Source organism: Paraburkholderia sp., from assembly GCF_050742655.1.
Taxonomy (GTDB): domain Bacteria; phylum Pseudomonadota; class Gammaproteobacteria; order Burkholderiales; family Burkholderiaceae; genus Paraburkholderia.
Genome location: NZ_JBOIGG010000008.1, coordinates 104,433 through 125,498 on the forward strand (window position 1 = coordinate 104,433; position 21,066 = coordinate 125,498).

Annotated in this window: 18 protein-coding genes; 8 read left to right on the top strand and 10 right to left on the bottom strand. The window is 64.8% G+C overall.

Annotated elements, in window-relative coordinates; all coding sequences use genetic code 11:
• The first annotated feature begins 51 nt into the window (after positions 1 to 51).
• Entirely contained in the window at positions 52 to 927 is an 876-nt protein-coding gene (locus ACREXZ_RS13505) for a peptidase (protein ID WP_431764586.1), read from the top strand.
• A gap of 135 nt (positions 928 to 1,062) precedes the next feature.
• Here the strand turns inward: ACREXZ_RS13505 and ACREXZ_RS13510 are convergent, their stop codons facing one another.
• The 4 genes from ACREXZ_RS13510 to ACREXZ_RS13525 all read right to left on the bottom strand — a co-directional run bounded on the left by ACREXZ_RS13510 (position 1,063) and on the right by ACREXZ_RS13525 (position 5,748).
• Positions 1,063 to 2,217 carry a porin gene (locus ACREXZ_RS13510; RefSeq protein WP_431764587.1) on the bottom strand — a complete coding sequence of 385 codons (1,155 nt, stop codon included), beginning with the start codon at positions 2,215 to 2,217 and terminating at the stop codon, positions 1,063 to 1,065.
• 379 nt (positions 2,218 to 2,596) lie between these two features.
• The gene (locus ACREXZ_RS13515) at positions 2,597 to 3,934 is read right to left on the bottom strand and encodes a YhjD/YihY/BrkB family envelope integrity protein (protein ID WP_431764588.1); all 1,338 of its coding nucleotides are present in this window, start codon (positions 3,932 to 3,934) and stop codon (positions 2,597 to 2,599) included.
• Between the two features lie 120 nt (positions 3,935 to 4,054).
• A complete protein-coding gene (locus ACREXZ_RS13520; protein ID WP_431764589.1) occupies positions 4,055 to 4,321 on the bottom strand; it encodes a helix-turn-helix domain-containing protein in 267 nt (88 codons plus the stop codon).
• Between the two features lie 14 nt (positions 4,322 to 4,335).
• Entirely contained in the window at positions 4,336 to 5,748 is a 1,413-nt protein-coding gene (locus tag ACREXZ_RS13525; protein ID WP_431764590.1) for a PLP-dependent aminotransferase family protein, read from the bottom strand.
• A gap of 152 nt (positions 5,749 to 5,900) precedes the next feature.
• On the opposite strand from ACREXZ_RS13525, the gene ACREXZ_RS13530 reads away from it, so the two are divergent.
• Both ACREXZ_RS13530 and ACREXZ_RS13535 read left to right on the top strand, forming a co-directional pair.
• A complete protein-coding gene (locus ACREXZ_RS13530) occupies positions 5,901 to 8,216 on the top strand; it encodes an FdhF/YdeP family oxidoreductase (RefSeq protein WP_431764591.1) in 2,316 nt (771 codons plus the stop codon).
• A gap of 306 nt (positions 8,217 to 8,522) precedes the next feature.
• Complete coding sequence (locus ACREXZ_RS13535) at positions 8,523 to 10,733, top strand: TonB-dependent receptor (RefSeq protein WP_431764592.1); 2,211 nt, start codon at positions 8,523 to 8,525, stop codon at positions 10,731 to 10,733.
• Between the two features lie 100 nt (positions 10,734 to 10,833).
• Here the strand turns inward: ACREXZ_RS13535 and ACREXZ_RS13540 are convergent, their stop codons facing one another.
• The 4 genes from ACREXZ_RS13540 to ACREXZ_RS13555 form a co-directional block, all read right to left on the bottom strand.
• Positions 10,834 to 12,468 carry a PepSY-associated TM helix domain-containing protein gene (locus ACREXZ_RS13540; protein ID WP_431764593.1) on the bottom strand — a complete coding sequence of 545 codons (1,635 nt, stop codon included), beginning with the start codon at positions 12,466 to 12,468 and terminating at the stop codon, positions 10,834 to 10,836.
• A 41-nt stretch (positions 12,469 to 12,509) separates the two neighbouring features.
• Complete coding sequence (locus tag ACREXZ_RS13545; protein WP_431764594.1) at positions 12,510 to 12,803, bottom strand: hypothetical protein; 294 nt, start codon at positions 12,801 to 12,803, stop codon at positions 12,510 to 12,512.
• Positions 12,800 to 13,108 (bottom strand): hypothetical protein, encoded by a 309-nt coding sequence (locus tag ACREXZ_RS13550; RefSeq protein ID WP_431764595.1) that lies wholly within the window; start codon positions 13,106 to 13,108, stop codon positions 12,800 to 12,802. The genes ACREXZ_RS13545 and ACREXZ_RS13550 overlap by 4 nt, the downstream gene beginning before the upstream one ends.
• 143 nt (positions 13,109 to 13,251) lie before the next feature.
• Positions 13,252 to 14,466: a fumarylacetoacetate hydrolase family protein gene (locus ACREXZ_RS13555; protein WP_431764596.1), complete on the bottom strand. Its 1,215-nt coding sequence runs from the start codon at positions 14,464 to 14,466 to the stop codon at positions 13,252 to 13,254.
• 175 nt (positions 14,467 to 14,641) lie between these two features.
• Between ACREXZ_RS13555 and ACREXZ_RS13560 the strand changes: the two genes are divergently transcribed.
• The 4 genes from ACREXZ_RS13560 to ACREXZ_RS13575 all read left to right on the top strand — a co-directional run bounded on the left by ACREXZ_RS13560 (position 14,642) and on the right by ACREXZ_RS13575 (position 18,609).
• Positions 14,642 to 15,097, top strand: a complete 456-nt coding sequence (locus tag ACREXZ_RS13560) for a winged helix-turn-helix transcriptional regulator (protein ID WP_431764597.1) — start codon at positions 14,642 to 14,644, stop codon at positions 15,095 to 15,097.
• A gap of 213 nt (positions 15,098 to 15,310) precedes the next feature.
• The gene (locus tag ACREXZ_RS13565) at positions 15,311 to 16,648 is read left to right on the top strand and encodes an MFS transporter (protein WP_431764598.1); all 1,338 of its coding nucleotides are present in this window, start codon (positions 15,311 to 15,313) and stop codon (positions 16,646 to 16,648) included.
• A gap of 35 nt (positions 16,649 to 16,683) precedes the next feature.
• Entirely contained in the window at positions 16,684 to 17,454 is a 771-nt protein-coding gene (locus tag ACREXZ_RS13570) for an aldolase (protein WP_431764599.1), read from the top strand.
• A 156-nt stretch (positions 17,455 to 17,610) separates the two neighbouring features.
• Positions 17,611 to 18,609 carry a helix-turn-helix domain-containing protein gene (locus tag ACREXZ_RS13575; RefSeq protein WP_431764600.1) on the top strand — a complete coding sequence of 333 codons (999 nt, stop codon included), beginning with the start codon at positions 17,611 to 17,613 and terminating at the stop codon, positions 18,607 to 18,609.
• Positions 18,610 to 18,785: 176 nt separating this feature from the next.
• Here the strand turns inward: ACREXZ_RS13575 and ACREXZ_RS13580 are convergent, their stop codons facing one another.
• Entirely contained in the window at positions 18,786 to 18,941 is a 156-nt protein-coding gene (locus tag ACREXZ_RS13580; RefSeq protein WP_431764601.1) for a helix-turn-helix domain-containing protein, read from the bottom strand.
• Positions 18,942 to 19,020: 79 nt separating this feature from the next.
• Here ACREXZ_RS13580 and zigA point away from each other — a divergent pair, with 79 nt between their 5' ends.
• Positions 19,021 to 20,229: a zinc metallochaperone GTPase ZigA gene (zigA, locus tag ACREXZ_RS13585; protein WP_431764602.1), complete on the top strand. Its 1,209-nt coding sequence runs from the start codon at positions 19,021 to 19,023 to the stop codon at positions 20,227 to 20,229.
• Between the two features lie 13 nt (positions 20,230 to 20,242).
• Here the strand turns inward: zigA and ACREXZ_RS13590 are convergent, their stop codons facing one another.
• Positions 20,243 to 20,734 (bottom strand): Fur family transcriptional regulator, encoded by a 492-nt coding sequence (locus ACREXZ_RS13590; protein ID WP_431764603.1) that lies wholly within the window; start codon positions 20,732 to 20,734, stop codon positions 20,243 to 20,245.
• Positions 20,735 to 21,066 lie beyond the last annotated feature (332 nt).

Sequence of the window (21,066 nt, forward strand, 5' to 3'; positions counted from 1 at the left end):
CGCCGATGCGGCGGCATTACAATAGCGCGTCTTTTCTTACCGGATGAACCCATGACCTACTGTGTGGCGATGTGTGTCGACGATGGCCTCGTGTTCCTGTCGGACACACGGACCAACGCGGGCGTCGATCACATCAGCACGGCGCGCAAGATGTCCGTCTTCGAGCAGCCCGGCGAACGGGTGCTCGTGTTGCTCGGCGCGGGCAACCTGTCGCTGACCCAGGCGGTGCTGCATCAACTCGACGAGCCGTCGGACGACGGTCGCGCGACGCTATGGAGTGTCGCCACGATGGCGGACGCGGCGCGCGTCGTCGGCGATGCGGTGCGTGCGGTTCATCAGCGCGAAGCGGCGGCGTTGCAGGAGTTCGGCGTCGACTTCAACTGCAGTTTCATTCTTGGCGGGCAGATCGGCCTCGACGGCGGCAAGCCGCACGCGCCCCGGCTCTTCATGATCTACGCGGCGGGCAATTTCATCGAAGCGTCGACGGTGTGCCCGTACTTCCAGATCGGCGAATCGAAGTACGGCAAGCCGATCATCGATCGCGTGCTGACGCCGGCCACGCCGCTCGACGAGGCCGCGAAGTGCGCGCTGATCTCGATGGACTCGACACTGCGCTCGAATCTCTCGGTGGGGTTGCCGCTCGATCTGCTGGTCTACGAAACGGATGCGCTGCACGTGACGCGCTTCGTGTCGATCGATCACGACAACGCGTATTACGAGATGATCCATCGCACGTGGGGTGAGCGGCTGCGTCAGATCTTCAGTGAGATTCCCGATCCGGACTGGCGCGATGCGGCGCCCGTGCCGCTGCCGCAACGCGATCGCGGACCGGTCACCTATCGTGGGCCTGGCGCGACGCCCAATGCCTCCGACGCAATGCCCGAGCAGACGCTTGCACAGGCTGCGCAGCAAAAGGCTCAACGGTAAGGCGGGCGGGCGCACCAGCGCCCGTAACACGCGACCGTTCACACAAATCCATCCGCCCAATAAAAAAGCCAGCCTTCGGCTTGCGCCTCAGGCTGGCTTTGCTGCAGCTCGGTACTTCAGCCGCAGACCAGATGCTTAGAACTTGTGGCGAATGCCCAGGCTGACGATTTCCGAGCCCGTCGAGTTCGAATCGTAGCCGTAGTCGGCCACCGAAGCGCCCGCGCCGACCACCGTCCCATCGGCCAGACGCTGGCTGCCGCTCGCGTGCTGGTAGGCGCCGACCAGATACAGGTCCGTGCGCTTCGACAGCGAGTAGTCGCCACCCAGCGAGATCTGATGATAGGTCGCTTTCGTATCGCCGGTGCCGTGCGTGTACGTGTAGCCCAGACCCAGCAGCATAGCCGGCGTCAGCTGATAGCCCACGTAGCCGGCGCCGACGTTGAACTTCTCGGTGCCGCCGAATGCCGATGCCGCATCCGATTTGTACTGAGCGTTGCTGTAACGCAGGCTGAACGTGAACGGGCCCGCGATGTACTGGGCTGCCACCGACGCGATGCCGATCGACTTGGCCGTCTGGTACGCGTTGTTGATCACGCTGTCGAACGTGCCGTCCGACGTGCCGCCCCACGCGGTGCGCAGGGTCGACGAGCTGGCGTTGTCCATGCGGATGTAGCCGGCCGCGAGGCTGAACGGACCCGTTGCATACGTTGCCGCACCCGACCACGTTTGACCCGAACCCGTCTGGCCTGCGACGCCGCCCAGCGCGTAGAAGCCTTCGAACTGGAAGCCGCTGAACACCGGCGACGTGTACTTGATCGCGTTGTTGGTACGCGAGCTGTTGTCGTTGTTGTCGACGTCGCCCGGGGTCGTGAACGTGCTGCCGAAGTAGTTGTCTGCCGTGAGCGGCTGAACCAGGTCGACCACCGGGTCATATTGACGACCGAGGGTCACCGTACCGTACGAATCGTGCGTCAAACCGACGTATGCCTGACGACCGAAAATGCGGCTGCCCTGACCGAGCTTGCCGTTGTTCGGATTGAAGCCGTTTTCCAACTGGAAGATTGCCTTCAGGCCGCCACCCAGATCTTCGGTGCCCTTCAGGCCCCAACGGCTACCCTGCAGGTTGCCCGAATAGAGCTGGTACAGGTTGTTGTTGCTGGCGTCAGCGTGATGCACATACTGGAAGGACTCGTCGATCAAGCCGTACAGGGTTACGCTGCTTTGAGCATGTGCCGCGCCCGTGACACCCAGTAGGGCCAGCGAGAGGGTAGATAGTGCGATTCGTTTCATCCATTTCTCCACGCGATGATTAGTTTCGTTGTTGCGGAAAGCAGAATAGCGCAGTGTGTCCAGGTGTAAGAACTGAAAAAAAAACACTGTAGCCAAAATGTGACAAGACGCGCGGAGCCTTGTCTACAAAGCCTTTCGTCGACTATTCCTGATTTGACAACATTTCATCTCTGAATGAGCATTATTGTTGTTTTGTTGATGGTGATCCCGGCGATCTTTGCAAATGTGACGTGAGACTGAAAGTCTGAAGTAATGCACTTGACCACCCGCCGGGCAATCGAACCATTGCTTTTAATGCGTTTTCGATGGGTTGTCCGTGGCGCTCGAAAGAAGCACTGGACAGACGGCGTGAAGGGGACTAAGCCGCCGCGCAGTGCCTTTAGCGGTCGTCGTTCGCCGCCGGCCGCGCGTCAGTTCCGTTGTTCCCATTGCGGCGACCGGCGACCGCGGTCACGAAGAGTGCCGCACCGGCCGCGAGCAGCACCGATCCCCATGGATGCCGCTTGACGTAGCGCTCGGCGGCGACGGCTTTGCGGCCGGCCTGTACGAGCGTGGCGGCCGCGGCGCGCGTCGCCTGGTTTTCCACGCGCACAACCGTGCGGCCTAAGCGCACCGCGCCGTTCGCCGGCACCCGTTCAGGGACTGGCTTCGATGCGGCCATGAGTGGCACGGCTTCGGGCCGTGGACTCGTCCTCGCTGCCGGTTTGGTGGAGGGATCGGCGGCGAGCGTCGCGGGTTCGTCGAGGCGACGTGGCGCCTGGGACGCGACTGTCGACGCCGCGAGAACCGACGCGAGCTTCGCGCGACTGCCCGGCGGCGGCTCGCTGTCCTGCAACCCCCATGCGCCTCGTGGGTCGTGCATCCGTCCGCGCGCGGCGGAGAATTCGGCGCCGAGCAGCAGCACCGCTGCCGAGAAGTACAGCCACATCAACAGCACGGCCAGCGATCCCGCGGCGCCGAACGAATTCGCCATGCCCGCGTGCGCGAGGTAGAGCGCGAACAGTTTTTTGCCGGCTGAAAACAGCACCGCCGCGACGAGACCACCCACCATCGCGTCCTGCCAGCGGACGATCGCATCGGGCAGAAACTTCAGCAACGCCGCGAACGCGACAGCGAGCACGAACAGGCCGACGAGCAGTTGCAGCACGTTGCCGATGATCACGTAAGGCGAATTGCCCCATAGCCACTGGCCGATGAATGTGATCGCGGTATCGAGCACGAGCGACACGATCAGCAGGAACGCGACGCCCAGCACGAGGCTGAACGAGATCAGCCGCACGCGCACGAGCGCGACGACGCTCGACGCGCGCGACCGCACCGGCGGCCACACCATATTGAGCGCGCTGTTGAGCGACGAGAACGTCGCCGATGCGCCGATCGCGAGCAACACGAACGAAATGATCGCCGCGATGCCACCGGCGTTGCCGCTGCGATGCGCGTTCTCGACGATCGTCGAGATGCCGGCGGCCGCTTCGTTGCCGAGCACGCCGTGCACCTGACGGAACAGTTCGCCGCGTGCCGCGTCGGCGCCGAAGAACCAGCCGGCGACCGCGATCACCATCACGAGGGTCGGCGCAAGCGAGAACGCCGCATAGAACGCGATGCCCGCGGCCATCGCCGCGCAACGGTTGTCGGAGAATTGCCGGAGGGCGCCGAGGGCCCACGAAGCCTGCCTGCGGGCCGCTGTCTGCAGCTTGTCGGATGAGAACGTATCCATGCTGGTCCTTCCCGTCGGGATCGTGACGCCTTGCAGCGGCGAATCAGCCTGCGTGACGCAAGCACCATGCCTGTCGAACTATAGCAAGCGTGGTTGCGCGCGGCCTCACGTCAGGACAAGTTACGTCGTCGGTCCGGCGAACACGTCGGCGCACAGTTGCCGTCCGGCATCGGTGAGGCACGCGGTGCCGGTGCCGTCTTCGGTGAATGTCGTCTCGACGATGCCGCCGTCGACGAGCGCCGTCAGCTGACGCCGCAAGCCGCTCATCGGCAGGCCGGCCTGCTTCGACAGCTTCGCGAGCGACCATGCCTTGCCCGGCGTCTCCTGTTGGGCGCGCCACAACTGCGCGAGTATCGCGACGAGGGCGGGGTCGATTGCATCGTTCATTGGCCAGTCCTTCTTCAAGCCATCTGCGCAGCGAGTTCGCCGAGCGTCCTGAGCGCATGCTCGATGGCAGTGGTCCATGGGTAGCTGTAGTTCAGCCGGATGAAATGGCGAAAGTCGTTGCGCGTCGAAAACATGTGGCCGGGACCGATCGTGATGCCGCGCGCGAGCGCCGCCTGATAGAGCCGCATCGAATCGACGCGCGGCGGCAGCTCGACCCACAGCACGTATCCGCCTTGCGGCGACGACGTGCGCGTACCGTCGGGAAAGAACCGCTGCACCATCGCCGCCATCAGCCGCGCCTGCTGACGATAGATCTTGCGCACGTGCCGCAGATGGCGGTCGTAGCCGTCCTGCCGCAGATAGTCCGCGACCGCGACCTGTGGAACCGACGGTGTCGTCAGCGTGTTGAGGAATTTGAGCTTCTCGACCTGTGCACGATAACGGCCAGGCATCGCCCAGCCGATCCGGTACGACGCGGTCAGGCTCTTCGAGAACGACGCGCAATGCAGCACGAGCCCGCGCGTGTCGAAGTTCTTTAGCGTCGATGGGCGGGTGTCGCCGAAATAGAGTTCCTGGTACACGTCGTTCTCGATGACCGGAATCTCGTGTGCGGCAAGCAGTTCGACGAGCCTTCGCTTGCGCTCGTCGGGCATCTGGAACCCGAGCGGATTCTGGAAGTTCGGCATCACCATGCACGCGGCGATCTTTCGCCGGCCGACGATCTGCGCGAGCACGTCGAGATCGATGCCATCAGCGGGATGCGTCGGCACCTCGATCGCGCGCATGCCGAGCCGCTCGATCGCGTGGAGCATCGCGTAGTAGGTCGGCGATTCGACGATGACCGTATCGCCTGGTTTTGCGACCGCCTGCAGGCTCAGGTTGATCGCCTCGGTTGCACCGACCGTGATGACGATTTCGTCGGGGTCGACGGGTACGCCGTTTTCCGCGTAACGCCGCGCGATCTGGCGGATCAGTTCGGGATTGCCGGGCGGCAGGTCGTCGATCAGATTCCAGCTCGCATGGCGTCGCGCAATCGCGTTCGCATACTGGTTGATCTTGCGCCACGGGAACAGCGACGGGTCCGGGTACGGCGAGCCGAGCGGCATCGCATCGCGGCTGCCGATGCTGCGCAGCGTGGACAGCACGAGCCCGCTGACGTCGACTTCCGCGGCGACCGCCGGCGTTTGCGCGGCGGGCTTGCGCGCGGCGCGCGGCCGTGCCTGTTCGCGCACGAAGTAGCCGGACTGCGGCCGCGTGTCGACGATGCCGCGGCTTTCCAGCAGCGCGTACGCGCGCAGCACGGTCTTGATGCTGACTCCGTGCTGCTGGCTCGCCTGGCGCACCGATGGAATCCGCTCTCCGGCCGCAAACACGCCGCGCCGTACGGTGGCCTCGATTTCATCGGCAAGCTGTTCGTAGAGTTTCACGGCATCCGGTCGCAGCAGGAACAGTACGAGTGTAGGGCAGATCGGCGCAACTGTACTCCTTCAGTTTTGCATTTTCTGTGTGCCGGGCGTATTTTGGGGCACAGTAAGATGGGGTCATCGGCGCAGTGCGCCCCTCGTTTCAGCGACCCATCATGAAGAAGAAACCCGAAGCCCGGATCGAACCGTACACCCACCCCGCGGCCGGATGGGGCGCGCTGAAGTACGTCGCGATCAATCTGCTCAAGGAGAGGGTAGCGGGCGGCAACTACCGCACACTGCTTGCGCAGAACCAGCCGGACGGATTCGATTGCCCGGGCTGCGCATGGCCCGACCGCGAGCACGCATCGACGTTCGAGTTCTGCGAAAACGGCGCGAAGGCGGTGGCTGCCGAGGCGACCGGCAAGCGCGTGACGCCTGCGTTCTTCGACGCGCACACGGTCACCGAGCTGATGGCGCAATCGGACTTCGACCTCGAACAGCACGGCCGCCTGACCGATCCGCTCGTCTACGACGCGGCCCGTGACCGTTACGTACCGATCGAGTGGGACGACGCGTTTGCGCTGATCGCGAAGCATCTGAACGCGCTCGACGATCCCGACCGCGCCGCGTTCTACACGTCGGGCCGCGCGAGTAACGAGGCTGCGTTCCTGTATCAGCTGTTCGTTCGTATGTACGGCACCAACAATTTCCCTGACTGTTCGAACATGTGCCACGAGGCGACGAGCCGCGGTTTGCCGCACACGGTCGGCGTCGGCAAGGGCACCGTCACGCTCGACGATTTCGAGCATGCCGACACGCTGCTGCTGTTCGGCCAGAATCCCGCGACAAACCATCCGCGGATGCTCGGCGAGCTGCGCGAGTGTGCCAAGCGCGGCGCGACCATCGTGTCGATCAATCCGCTGAAGGAGCGCGGACTCGAACGCTTCGCGAGCCCGCAGCATCCGGTCGAAATGCTGACGATGAGCAGCACGAAGATCAGCTCCGTGTTCATCCGGCCGAAAGTCGGCGGCGATTTCGCGCTGATCAAGGGGGTCGCGAAGCGCGTGATCGAACTCGACGACGAAGCGCGCGTGTCGGGCCTCGAACGCGTGCTGGACGTCGCGTTCCTCGCGGAACATACGGTCGGCTTCGACGCATTCGCCGACGATCTGCGCGCCGAGCGCTGGGACACGATCGTCGCGGAATCGGGCGTGCCTTACGACGACGTGCTGAAGCTCGCCGACATCTACGTGCGCGGCCGCGCGGTGATCTCGACGTGGGGCATGGGACTCACGCAGCACAAAAATTCGGTGCCGACGGTGCAGCTGCTGTCGAACCTGATGATGATGCGCGGCAATATCGGCCGGCGCGGCGCGGGGCTGTGCCCGGTGCGGGGCCATTCGAACGTGCAGGGTGATCGCACGGTCGGTATTGAAGAGCAGCCGACTGAAGCGTTTCTCGACCGGCTCGGCGCCACCTACGATTTCGAACCGCCGCGCGAGCACGGTCTCGACGTCGTCAACACGATTCAGGCGATGCTCGAGCGCAAGGTGAAGGTGTTCATCGGGCTCGGCGGCAATTTCTCGATCGCGACGCCCGACACGCCACGCACGTGGGACGCGATGCGTTCGTGCGATCTCACCGTGCACATCACGACCAAGCTGAACCGCAGCCATCTCGTGCATGGCCGCGACGCGCTGATCCTGCCGACACTCGGCCGCACCGAGATCGATCTGCAGGACGGCATCGCGCAGGGCGTGAGCGTCGAGGATTCGATGAGCATGGTGCATATCTCCTACGGGATGAACAAGCCCGCGTCGCCGAACCTGCTGTCGGAAATCGCGATCGTCGCGCGGATGGCGCAGGCGACGCTCGGCAGCGCGAAGGTCGACTGGCTGGCGCACGCGAAGAACTACGCGCTGATCCGCGACGGCATCGCGAAGGTGATCGACGGCTTCGAGGACTACAACGAGCGGCTGAAGCATCCGGGTGGCTTCCATCTCGGCGTCGCGTCGCGCGAGCGGATCTGGATGACGCCGAGCGGCAAGGCGCAGTTCCTCGTGCATGCGATTGCCGTCGATACGCCGATCCATCGCGCGCGCAGCCGTCACGGAGAGCGTCTGATGACGCTGATGACGACCCGTTCGCACGATCAGTACAACACGACGATCTACGGTCTCGACGACCGCTATCGCGGCGTGTTCGGCCAGCGTCGCGTGCTGTTCGCGAACCGCGAGGATCTCGCGATGCTCGGCTTCGTGGCGGGGCAGTGGGTCGATATCACGAGCGTCTGGGACGATGGCATCGAGCGTCGCGTGGACGGTTTCCTGCTCGTCGAATACGACATTCCGCGCGGTTGTCTCGGCGCGTACTACCCGGAGACGAATCCGCTAGTACCGCTCGAATCGGTCGCCGACGGCGCGGGCACGCCGACGTCGAAATCGATTCCCGTGCTGCTGTCGGCATCCGTCGAGGCGGTTGCCGCCTGATTCCGGGGAAGGCTGTTTGAAGGAAACGAAAGGCCGCTGTGAAGCGGCCTTTTGCATGGAGTGCACGGCTTTTGCGAAGCTTGGGGCCCTGTACAAGGCTGGACGCGGACTCTTCTGCATGCGTATTACATTTTCTATATGATAATAATTCTCATTTGCGATATACTCGTTGGTCATATATAAGATTCGCGTATAAGATTCGCGTTCGTGTTCTGTAATGAGGGGCGAGCGAATCGAAGAAAAGCGCCGCCCAGATTCCATTCGCGCCCTGGGACGGATATTCGGACCAACCCGTCTTTCGTCAACATGCCCGTTTCCCGTCGTCCTCTTTCGCCGGTTCATCCGACGAAACTTGCGGCCAGTCGCCTCGCGATCGGTACCGCCATTTCTCTCGCCTTCGGCTATTCCACTCCTGCTTTCGCCCAGTCCACCACGACCGATGCCGCGCCCGGCACCGTGCTGCCCGCCGTCAAGGTGCAGGCGTCCGCGGTGGAATTGCCTGGCGATCTCGCGCCGACCTACGCAGGCGGCCAGGTCGCGCGAGGCGCCGACTTCGGCGTGCTCGGCAAGCAGAAAATGATCGACGTGCCGTTCAGCATGACCACCTACACGTCGAAGCTGATCGAAGACCAGCAGGCGGAGACGCTCGGCGACGTGCTGGACAACGACGCCGCGGTGCGCGTGTCGTCCGGCTACGGCAATTTCGCGCAGGTCTTCGTGATTCGCGGTTTCGTGTTGCAGGGTGACGACGTGTCGCTGAACGGTCTGTACGGCGTCACGCCGCGGCAGCTTGTCTCGACTGAAGCGCTCGAACGTGTCGACGTGTTCAAGGGTGCGAATGCGTTTCTGAACGGCGCGTCGCCGTCGGGCTCGGCGATCGGCGGCGGTGTGAACCTGCAGCTCAAACGCGCGGACGACAAGCCGCTCACGCGCGTCACGGTCGACGGCAGCGGCTCCGGCTCCGGCCAGCTCGGCGCGCGCGTCGACATCGGCCGTCGCTTCGGCAGCGAAGGGCAGTTCGGCATTCGCGTGAACCAGGCGAATCGCGACGGCGAAACCAGCATCGACGGCGAGCGTCGTCGCAACAATACGACGGCCGTCGCGCTCGACTGGCGCGGCGACAAGCTGCGGTTGTACGGCGATTTTCTGTATCAGCGGCAACGCGTCGACGACGGGCGTCCGGTTGTCTACGTGACCGGCAGCCAGATTCCCGCGGTGCCGTCGGCGACTCATAACTATGCGCAGACGTGGTCGTTCAGCGATCTCGAGGACACGGTCGGCATCGTGCGCGCCGAGTACGATTTTCTGCCGGCGTGGACGGCCTACGTCGCGGGCGGCACGCGCCACACGAGCGAGCACGGCGATTACGCGTCGCCGACCTATAACGGCGCGGCCGGTACCACGACCCTTTCGCGGCTCGGCGTGCCGCACAAGGAAGATGCGGTGTCCGCGGAAGCCGGCGTGCGCGGACATTTCGCGACCGGTCCGGTGACGCATAGGGTGACGGCGGGCGCGTCGATTACGCGCATCGACAGCCAGTCCGCCTATACGCTTTCGGGTACGGTCGCGACCGACCTCTACAACACGCCGAACCTGCCGCGTCCCGCCGACCGTTATGTCGGTGGCGATCTCGGCGACCCCGGCACGGTTTCGCTCACGTTGATGCGCAGCGTCGCGGTGTCGGACACGCTCGGTTTCCTGCACGACCGCGTGCTGTTCACGGTCGGTGCGCGCCATCAGTCGATCCATCAGAACGGCTTCAGCTACACCGGCGTGCAGAACGCGAACTACGACGACAGCATCACGACGCCGCTCTTCGGTCTCGTCGTCAAGGCGTCGGAGAATCTCGCGCTCTTCGCGAATCGCACCGAAGCGCTCGCGAAGGGCGAGCAGGCGCCGACGACCGCGATCAACGTGGGCCAGACGCTCGCGCCGTACCGTTCGAAGCAGTACGAAGTCGGTGTGAAGTACGACACGGCGCGTCTCGGCGCATCGTTTGCCGCGTATCAGATCGAGCAGCCGTCCGCCTATACCGACAGCACGACGCACATCTTCACGACGAACGGCACGCAGCGGCATCGCGGACTCGAGGCGGAAGTGCACGGCGAACCGTACAAGGGTGTGCGGCTGCTGGCCGGCGCGTCGTTGATCAATGCCGAACTACTCGACACCAACGGCGGCGCGACGGACGGCAATCGGCCGATCGGTGTGCCGAGTTTCCAGTTCAATCTGGGCGCCGAATACGACGTGCCGCTGCTGACCGGTCTCACGCTGAGCGCGCGCTGGATCCACACCGGGTCGCAGTATCTCAACGCGACGAACACCGCGTCGATCCCCGCGTGGGATCGATTCGATCTTGGCGCGCGCTACGGCACCGCGTTGTTCGGCCGGCCGACGACGTTCCGCGCGAGCGTGCGCAACGTCGCTAACAAGGGGTACTGGGCATCGACGGTTGGCGGATATCTGACGCAGGGTGCGCCGCGTACGTTCCTGCTGTCGATGACGACGGACTTCTAGACGTCGAGTCGACTGTTCGTTATGTGGGCTTCAGTAAGAACGCCACCGGCTGCAAAAGCCGGTGGCGTTTTTCATTTTGCGTGCGTGACGACGCTACCGCCTACGACGCGCCACGCTCCCCCGTCGTATTCACCGTCTCGATGCCGGCTCGCTGCGGACGCCGTGACCACACGCTGTCGGTATGGCCCGACGCGACCCGCTGTGCGGTCTTGCGCCACAGGCACGCGAAGCACAGTGCGCCGAGCGCCGCACCGATATCGACACCGAGCGTATCGGCGCTCGTGGAGCCCCACAGACCAGTCGACGGCGCGAGCCAGCCGAGCACGCTCGCGCTCGGAATCGCCACGGTCGTAAGCGTCGCGAGCGCGAGCAGTTCGACCGACGCGCGCGCCGCGCCGCGCAGCAACGCCCAGCCGATGCTCGCGAGAAACGCGCCGTAGTAAAGGCCGATGTGCCACGCGTGTAGATCGCCGACGCGGCCGTTCAGCAGTTTGGCCGCAGCGAGCGTCGACGAGATGCCGACGATGCAGCCGAGCGTCACGCCGATGGTCAGCGCGGCCATCACGAACGTCGCGCGCCGCTGCGATACCGGCAGACCGTCGCGTCGCGCGGCCTTGCGGCGACTCTCGATCCACAGCAGGTTGCCCGAATAGAACAGGAACGCGCCCGCGAGGCCGAGCAGAAAGTAGCTCCAGCGAATCGGACTGCCGCCGTAGCTGCCGAAATGCAGCGCATAGAACGCGCTCGTCGCGGCGGACCACGCGTTGCCATTACCTTCACCGGGTAGGAACTCGGCGTTCAGGAATTGCCCGTTCGCGGGGTTCATCAGCGCGAAGCCGCCGGAACGCGCGAGAAAGCGCGGATCGTCACCGCCGACGAACACCGTCGCACCCGGTTCGCCCGCATGACGGTACGAGAGCGTCTCGGGAACGAAGTGCGGTGCACGCGCGTGCACGCTGTCGAGCAGTGCGCGCACGGGCACGCGCGTCGTTGCAGCGGACGTATCCTGTGCGGATGGCGCCTTCGCGAAGAATGGATTCTGCGCGACCATCATTGGCTGCAGCGTGCCGCTATAGATGACCTTGTCCTGTACGTCGTAGATGTTGTCCTTCAGACCGAACGCGACGACCGACAGCGCCATCACGACATGAAACGGCAAGCTCAGGATGCCGATCGCGTTGTGCGCGTCGAGCCACATGCGTTTCAGGTTCCTGCCGATGCGCAGCGCGAACAGATCCTTGACGAGCGTCGGCAGTAGCACGATCACGCCGGACACCAGCGCAAGCCCATAGAGCATCGAGACGACGCCCATCACGCCCATCCCGACTGCGTAGCTGCCGGGCACGCCGGCGGTCATGTGCAGCACGTCGATGAAACGCGCGGCATCCGACGGACGGCTCTGCTGTGCGACCAGCCGTCCCGCGTCGTCGAACGATGCGCTCCAGCGCTCGCCTGGTTTCGGCTGCCACCTGAGGCGAGCGCCGCCATCTTCGAGCGCGAGCGTGAATTGCCGGCGTGCCGCGGGGTGGGCGGCGAGCGTCGCGTCGATCAGCGCGTCCGCACGATCGAGCGGGACCGTGAGCGCGTCGGCTTGCGGCGGCGTGGTCCATGCAGTGAGCGAATCCTTGAACATCGTGATCGCGCCGGCGTAGAACGCGATGAAAAGCAGCAGCCCGGCGGCGATGCCGGTCCACGTATGCACGCTTTTGTAGACGCGAAGAACCTCGCTGCGCATGTCCGGTGGGTCCGTCGAGAGAAATCGGAGAAATCGGGAAATCAGGAAACGATGTGCCGGCATGCGGTCACGAGCGCGAACGCAGCGACGTTCGCGGCGCCGAGCCGTACGCACGCGCGCATGCCGCTGCGGAACATGAAGCTGCCCGCGATCACCGCGATCCACACCGGCGGCACGAGCCACATCGCGACCTGGAATTTGTTCGGCATCGCGAGGCCACCGGGCGACAGGCACGCGAGCAGCGCGCTCGCGGCAATGCCCAGACCGAAACCGCCTACGGTGCCCGCCAGCGTTTTGGTCAGCCAGTCGCGTTCGATCGACGCGGCGCGCGTCACCGCGCGGGCTCCCGCATTGAGTTTTTTGCGGGTTCACGCGCGGCGAGACGGCGTTGTTCGATCAGCGCGCCGAGCAGCGGACACGCGACGAGCGTCGCCATCATCGTCGAGACGACGAGCGACAGCGACGTGGCCGGATGCAGCGCATCCGCGCCGGTCGCGAACGCAGCGATCGAGCAGACGGCGGCGGCTATACGGCTCGGGCGCGCGCGCCACGGCGCGCGGAACCAGCGCTGATGAGGCGCGCTGAAGTAGAACAGCAGCGCACCGGCGAGCGCCGATGCGACGATCAACAGGTCTTTCATGATCCGGCGGACGCACGGGGCGTCGAGAACGACTGGCATCTTAATGAGAATCATTATCATACACGCGAATCGCACCGCGGCGGCGGAAAACCGCCTCCGGCGATGCGATTCGCGTGATGGATGCCGGCCTTGTCGCCTGCCGGTTATGCAGCGGTTGCCGCGATATCGCCACCGAGACCACGTCGCGCAAGATTGCGATACAGCGCGCGTACGCCGAAGGTCCACGGTTCGATCTGCGTCGACAACCGCACGGTGTTCACGAGCGCGCCGAGCGTCGGCGTCGAGATCGTCACGACGTCGCCGAGGTGATGCGTGAAACCACCGCCCGGTGTGTCGCGGTCCTTGATCGGCGAGAACATCGTGCCGAGAAACAGCATGAAGCCGTCCGGGTACTGATGATGCGCGCCGCAGGTCTGCTGCACGAGGTCCGCGGGATCGCGGCTGATCTCGCTCATGTGGCTCACGCCGTCGAGCACGAAGCCATCGTCGATGCCGTCGATGCGCAGCGACACGCTCGCCGTGCGCACCGAGTCGAGCGTGAACGCGCCGTCGAACAGACGCACGAACGGCCCGATCGCGCAGGATCCGTTGTTGTCCTTCGCCTTGCCGAGCAGCAACGCGGAGCGGCCTTCGATGTCGCGCAGATTCACGTCGTTGCCGAGCGTCGCGCCGACGATCTCGCCGCGGCTGTTCACCGCGAGGACGATCTCGGGCTCGGGGTTGTTCCATTGCGACGTCGGGTAGAGGCCGACGTTCGCGCCGAAGCCGACTGACGACATCGGCTGCGCTTTCGAAAATACTTCAGCATCCGGGCCGATGCCGACTTCCATGTATTGCGACCAGGCGCCGCGCCGCTGCAGTTCTTCCTTGAGTTTCGTGGCGGCGTCGGAGCCCGGTTCGATTTTCGACAGGTCGGCGCCGATCAGCTGGTTGATCATCGCGCGAGTCTCGTCGGCTTTCGCCGCGTCGCCGCCCGCATGTTCCTCGATCACGCGTTCGAGCAGGCTCACCGCGAACGTCACGCCGCAGGCTTTGACCGCCTGCACGTCGCATGGTGCAAGCAGACGCGGCGCACGTGACGGCACGGCGGCAGGCGTCGACGCATCTAGCGCTGCGTGCAGCAGCGCATCGGCGGAACCGAGCGATTCGCCCGGCGCGTGACGCGCGATTTCGGCCGCGTCGGGGCGATCGAAGAGATCAGCGGTGGTCGGCGCGACGTGCGTGATGTCGAATGCTTCGCCGTGCCGCACGACGATCACCGACGGACCGTCGACGGGTGCTGGACGCCAGACGCGTCCGATCAGCAGCGCGTCGTCGAGGTCAGCGGGAAGATGGGCGAGAACGGAAGGCGTGGGCATGGCGAGGTGTCTCCGGAAGCCGGTATGGGTAGCGAATCGGATCAGCCTAGCATGTCGCACCTCGTGCGATGCTTTCATCTGCACATTCGCAGGATGCGAGCCGAAATCCGCTGCACACTCCGCGGACGTGTTTTAAAATACAACTGACCCGACACACGCAGAAAAGGTGAATGTAATGGCGAAGCGAAAGAGCCTGGCCGATTCGGCCTGTCCGGTTGCACGCACACTGGATATCGTCGGCGACCGCTGGTCGATGCTGATCGTGCGGGACGCGTTCGACGGCATTCGGCGCTTCGGCGAATTCGAAGCCAGTCTCGGCATCGCGCGCAACGTGCTGACCGACCGGCTGCGCAGGCTTGTCGACGAGAACGTGTTCGAACTCGTGCCCGCGTCCGATGGTTCCGCCTACCAGGAATACCAGTTGACCTCGCGCGGCGAAGCGCTGTTCCCGGTGATCGTGATGCTGCGTCAATGGGGCGAAGCGAACTTGTTCCAGCGTGGCGAAAAGCATTCGGTGCTGATTGACCGCGCGAGCGGCCGCGCATTGCGCAAGATCCCGATCGCACGCGAGGACGGCTCGCTGGTGAAGCCCGTGGAAACCTACGTGCGCAAGATTCGCGAAGCGGCGTGACGGGTACGGCGGCGCTAACCGAGTAAGCCGCGGCGCCAACCGCGGTTTCCTGACTCGACCAACAGCGTCCGCGCATCCCCGCTTCGACATCAAACCTCCGCTGGACCTGGCGCGCACTTCGCTTCCAGTCAAGACATCGGTTCGCGCACGGACAAATGCGCTCGGTGGACAAAATCGATACTGGCCGCATTCGTCCCCACCATCGAGACTGCCATGTCCGCCGCGCCCGCTCCATCCCGCTCCCGATGGCCGTATGTGTTCATCTCCGCGTTTCTCGGCACGGCGATCGAACAATACGATTTTCTGCTGTACGGCACCGCATCCGCACTCGTTTTCAACAAGCTGTTCTTCCCGAATCTCGATCCGCTCGCCGGCACCATCGCGTCGCTCGGCACCTATGCGGCCGGCTATTTCGCGCGCGGCGCCGGTGCACTGATCTGCGGCCACTTCGGCGACCGGATTGGCCGCAAGAAGCTGCTGCTTGCGACGCTGCTCGTGATGGGCATTGCGTCGACAGCGGTCGGCTGCCTGCCCACGTACGCGACGATCGGCCTGTGGGCGCCGGTGCTGCTGACGACATTGCGCGTGCTGCAGGGCTTTGCGATCGGCGGCGAACAGAGCGGCGCGATCGTGCTTGGTGTCGAGAGCGCGCCGTCGCATCGACGCGGGCTGTACGGCAGCTGGAGCAATTCGGGCAGCTACGGCGGCGCGCTGCTGTCGACCGGCGCGTTGCTGATGACGTCCTGGTTGCCCGAACCCGCGTTTCTCGCGTGGGGCTGGCGCGTGCCGTTCCTGTTCAGCGCGGTACTGGTGGTGATCGGCCTCGTCGGTCGCGCGAAGTTGCCGGAGACCGCAGAATTCGCGCAATTGCAGGCGACGCGCGGGGTCGCGCGGTTTCCGCTGCGCGATCTGCTGCGCAATCAGTTCCGCGACGTCGCGATCGTGTTCATGGCGCGTCTCGGCGAGATCACGTGGTCGGTGTTCGTGCTGCTGTTCACGGTGGCCTACGTCACGGTGCAACTTCATCTGCCGAAGTCCGTGATCCTCGGCGCGATCATGTCGGGCGCGGCGCTCGGTGTGCTGACCGTGCCGCTGTTCGCCGCGCTGTCCGACCGTATCGGCCGCAAGCCGATGTATCTGACGGGACTGCTTGTCTGCGCGCTGTACGTGTGGCCGTATTTCAGTCTGCTGAATACGCGCCAGCCGATGCTCGTCACGCTCGCCATCGTGATCGCGCTCGGTCTCGTGCATCCGCTGATGTACGGACCGCAGGGCGGCCTGTTCGCCGATATGTTCGATACGCACGTCCGCTTCTCGGGCGTGTCGATCGGTGCGATCGGCGCGGTGGTCGGGGGCGGCCTCAATCCGGTGATCTGCTCGTCGCTGCTCGCGCAGCGCGGCGGCGATCCGCGCAACGTCGCGCTGTACGTTGCCGCGAGTGTGCTGGTCGCCGCGTGCTTCGTCGCGCGTGCGAGGACTCGTGCCGGGCCGTCTGCGCACCTTCTTCAGGCTGCCGACGAAACACCCGTTACCGCAAGCCGGCCGTCGTGACGTGCTGCGTGCCTGCTATTCGAATGGAGTAATGCATGAGCGAGGAAGATCGCGAAGGATTGAACCACCAGGTCGCAGGACAAATGAGCGAGAAGCTCGACCTGGGCGCATGGGATAACCGGCAGAAGCTCGCGCTCACCTGCCGGATGCTGGCGCACGAAGGGCATTCCGAAACGCTGGCGGGGCAGGTCACGGTCCGCCAGCCCGACGGCACGTTTCTCACGACCGCGATGGCCATTGGCTTCGACGAGATATCGCGTGGCAACGTCATCCGTATCGACGACGAGATGCGGGTGATCGAAGGCAAGGGCATGGCGAATCCGGCGATCCGCTTTCATCTGTGGATATACCGGCGCCGGCCGGACGTGCGCTGTATCGTGCATACGCATCCACCGTACGTGAACGCGCTGTCGATGATCGGCAAGCCGCTCGAGGTCGCGCACATGGACGCGACGCCGTTCTTCGACGACTGCGCGTTCCTGCGCGAATGGCCCGGCCTGCCGATCGGCGACAGCGAGGGCGAGATCATTTCAGCGGCGCTCGGCACGAAGCGCACGATCCTGCTCGCGAATCACGGCTTTCTCGCGGCGACCGGCTCGCTCGAAGAATCCGCATACCTGGCGATGCTGATCGAGCGCGCGGCGCGCAGCCAGCTGATCGCGCAGTCGGCGGGCGAATTGCGCCGCGTCGATGCGGCGCGTGCGAAGGAATCGCATGATTTTCTGCTGCTGCCGAGCATCGTCAACGCGAGCTTCGCGCTGTTCGCCCGACGTGTGATCCGGCGTGAACCGGAGGTGCTGTTCTAGGCGTCAGTGTGTCCGCGGCGAGCGTAAATGCGCTTGCATGTACCGCATCGCCCTATGGCGCCGCGATTTTCGGCGGCACATAATGCGCGGAACTGGCCGGCGCCGCGCGCGCCGTGCTATCCGCGCGACCGTCGCGCGTTGCACGAGGGACCCGTCATGCGCGATACCGCCTGTCAGAACCTGCCTTATGCGCCCGCGCTGCAGGAGATGCCCGCTGCCGGCCTCGCCCAGCTAAAACGTTCGCTCGACGACATCGTCACGCCCGGCGACCTTCTGCACGCACGCGGGGACGCGTCCGGCCATCTGCGTGCATGCCGTCTGACGGGCGGCGGCGTGCTCGCCACCGTGCAGCTCGATCATCAGGAGGTACGCCACGACCGCGCGCACGTGAGCGGCCTTGCCGGCGACGACGTGATCGTACTGATTGCGATGGACGGCAAGGGTGCGGTGACACAGCAGGGCCGCACGCTGCCGTTCAAGCGCGGCGACATCACGTTTCGCCGCGCGCGGATGCCATCCGTCGCGCGCATCGACGAGCCCTCGAATCTCGTGATGCTGCGTCTGCCTTTCGCGCGCTTGCTGCGCAACGCGCCACCGCGTCATGCGATGCCGCTGCCGGGCCGCGCCGATGCGGACTCCGGTCTCGTCAGAACAATCCGTTGCTTCGTCGAATCCGCGTTGCCAGGCTTTGCGCGGATGAGCGCGGCGGCGATCCCCGCCGCCGAAGAATCGCTGATCGCGCTGCTCGGCGCGGCGTACCTCGAAGCGATGGAGCTTGCACCCGCCACCGACCGTGAGGACCGTGAAGCAGCCGATGCCTGCAATCCACTGCGCTGGTCGCAACTGACCACCTACATCGGTGCGACGTTGCGCGACCCGGAACTGAACGTCGAGTCGTGCGCCCGCGCGCTCGGTGTGTCGACGCGCTATGTGCACAAGCTGTTCGAATCGATGGGCACGCGCTACGGCAACTACGTGCTGCAGCAGCGCCTCGTTTGTGCGCACGCTGATCTTGCCAATCCATTCCGGCTCGCGCAGTCGATCGAAAGCATCGCGTATCGCAACGGCTTCAACGATGCCGCGCATTTCAGCCGGCGCTTTCGCGCGTGCTTCGGCGCGTCGCCACGCGAGTTCCGGCGCGCGGCGCAGCGCTAGCTGCACCGCGTTTGCCGCATGCTGACTCGTGCAGCCACGCGAAGCAGCTGGATCGCTCGTACTGTCCTGCCCGGTTTCTAGCCGCCCCGCGCATAGATGACCTGCGAGCCGGCTCGCGTTGCACAGCGCGAAATCGATATCACGCTCGCTTTGCAGCAGTCGCTGCACCGGCGGCATCAGTCCCGCGCCCGCTTCGACAGGATGTGCGCGGTGACGGTCGGCGGGCTGACTCCAGGCACCTTCGCCGCGACGGTCACGCTGCGTTGCCGGGCAGCTTCGTAGAACGGATCGAGCAGAAAGGCGAGCATGGTCGACGGGGGTGATCGGCGCATGGATCGTTGTAAACGCCACATCGTTGCGTTATCGATATAATGCAATCCAGTTGCGGTTTAACGAACCTGGGGCGCATCCATGAACGAACGGTTACCCGTCACCGTGCTGTCCGGTTTTCTCGGCGCGGGCAAGACGACCTTGCTGAACCACATCCTGAACAACCGCGAAGGGCGGCGCGTCGCCGTCATCGTGAATGACATGAGCGAAGTCAACATCGACGCCGCGCTGGTGCGCGACGGCGGCGCCGAACTGTCGCGCACCGACGAAAAGCTCATCGAGATGAGCAACGGCTGCATCTGCTGCACGCTGCGCGAAGATCTGCTGCTCGAAGTGAACCGTCTCGCGAAGGAGGGCCGCTTCGATCATCTGGTGATCGAGTCGACCGGTATTTCGGAGCCGCTGCCGGTCGCGGAAACGTTTACGTTCGCCGACGAACACGGACAAAGCCTGTCCGACATCGCGCGGCTCGACACGATGGTAACGGTGGTCGATGCGTTCAATTTCCTGCGTGACTACGGTTCGAGCGACAGCCTGCAGGCGCGCGGCGAATCGCTCGGCGACGAAGACCGTCGCAAGGTCGTCGACCTGCTGATCGAGCAGATCGAGTTCTGCGACGTGCTCGTCGTCAACAAGGCCGATCTGGTTAGCGAGAACGACCGCGAGCGGCTGATCGCGATCCTGCGGCGGCTCAATCCGCGTGCGCGCATCGAGATCGCGGCGTTCGGCGAGTTGCCGCTCGAGCGCGTGCTCGACACGAAGCTGTTCGATTTCGACGAGGCGTCGAAAGCGCCGGGCTGGCTCAAGGAACTGCGCGGCGAGCACACACCGGAAACCGACGCGTACGGGATTGCGAATTTCGTTTATCGCGCGCGGCGGCCGTTCCATCCGGTGCGCTTCTGGGCGCTGATCGAAAGCGAATGGCCGGGCGTCGTGCGCTCGAAGGGCTTCTTCTGGCTCGCGAGCCGGCCGACTTTCGCGGGTTCGTGGTCGCAGGCGGGCGGCGTGTGCCGGCACGGTGCCGCGGGCCTGTGGTGGGCCGCCGTGCCGAAGGCGTACTGGCCGGAAGACCCGGACGCGCTGCGCATGATCGACGCGACGTGGGACGCGCAGGTCGGCGATGCGCGGCAGGAGCTGGTGCTGATCGGTATCGACATGGACGAGCCGGCGCTGCGCGCACGGCTCGATGCGTGCCTGCTGAACGATGCTGAAATGGCGTTGGGTCCGCGGGCGTGGCAGCGTTTGCCGGATCCGTTTCCTCTATGGCGCACGAGTAACGCAGACGCCTAACGATTGCCGTTCGTCAGCGCCCCGGATGCACGCAGTTCTTGCAGGTGCCGTGTAGCGTCAGCGAAGCCTTCGTGCTGTGTGCGCCGCTGCGGTTGATGCGGCGGCCGAGGCGCGCCAGCACGTCGTCCAGCGCGGGATCGCTCGGCAGCGCGGTGATCGAATGGCATTGGTCGCATTCGAAATAGCCCGGTGCCGATGCGTGCGTGAGTGTGTAGCGCGACACGCGGTCGGAGCCCTGGATCTTCTTGAGCAGTTCGACCTGGGTGAGCCGGTCGAGGATGCGGTACAGCGTAACGCGATCGACCTTGCCGGCCGGCACGTCGGCGGCGAGACCGTGGACGAGTTCATCGTGCGAGCACGGCTGGCCCGACGTTTCGAGCCGGCGCAATACCGCGAGGGTCAGCGCTGTGTTGCGCAGGCCGGCGGTGCGCAGGCGTTCCGGCCAGTCGGTCGACGAGGCGTGAGGTACGGCGTTTTTTTCCCGGGACGGCGGTCGTGACGGCATGATCGAAAGGCGGCTGGCGGACCGCTCAATGATAATCCATCGGTCTGTATGCGGTGACGCACGGCGCGTATTCGACCCGATCGATCGCCACGCCCGGCGGCTGTTTGTTCCGGGCGAGGGGTTCAGCGAGCGTTAAAGCCGTTTCCCTGCAGGCGTTGACGCAACTGAATCCGTTGATTGCCGTACCCCGACGGCAGCGGAAAATAGGCCGGGCTGTGAATGACCGGCAATGTTCCATAGATAGCGCGAGGGTACCGTGCGTTGTCGCTGCTGCGGACGCGGAGCAGTGGACGCGGCGAGGGCACGACGGCTGCGTCATGTTCGTTCATCGC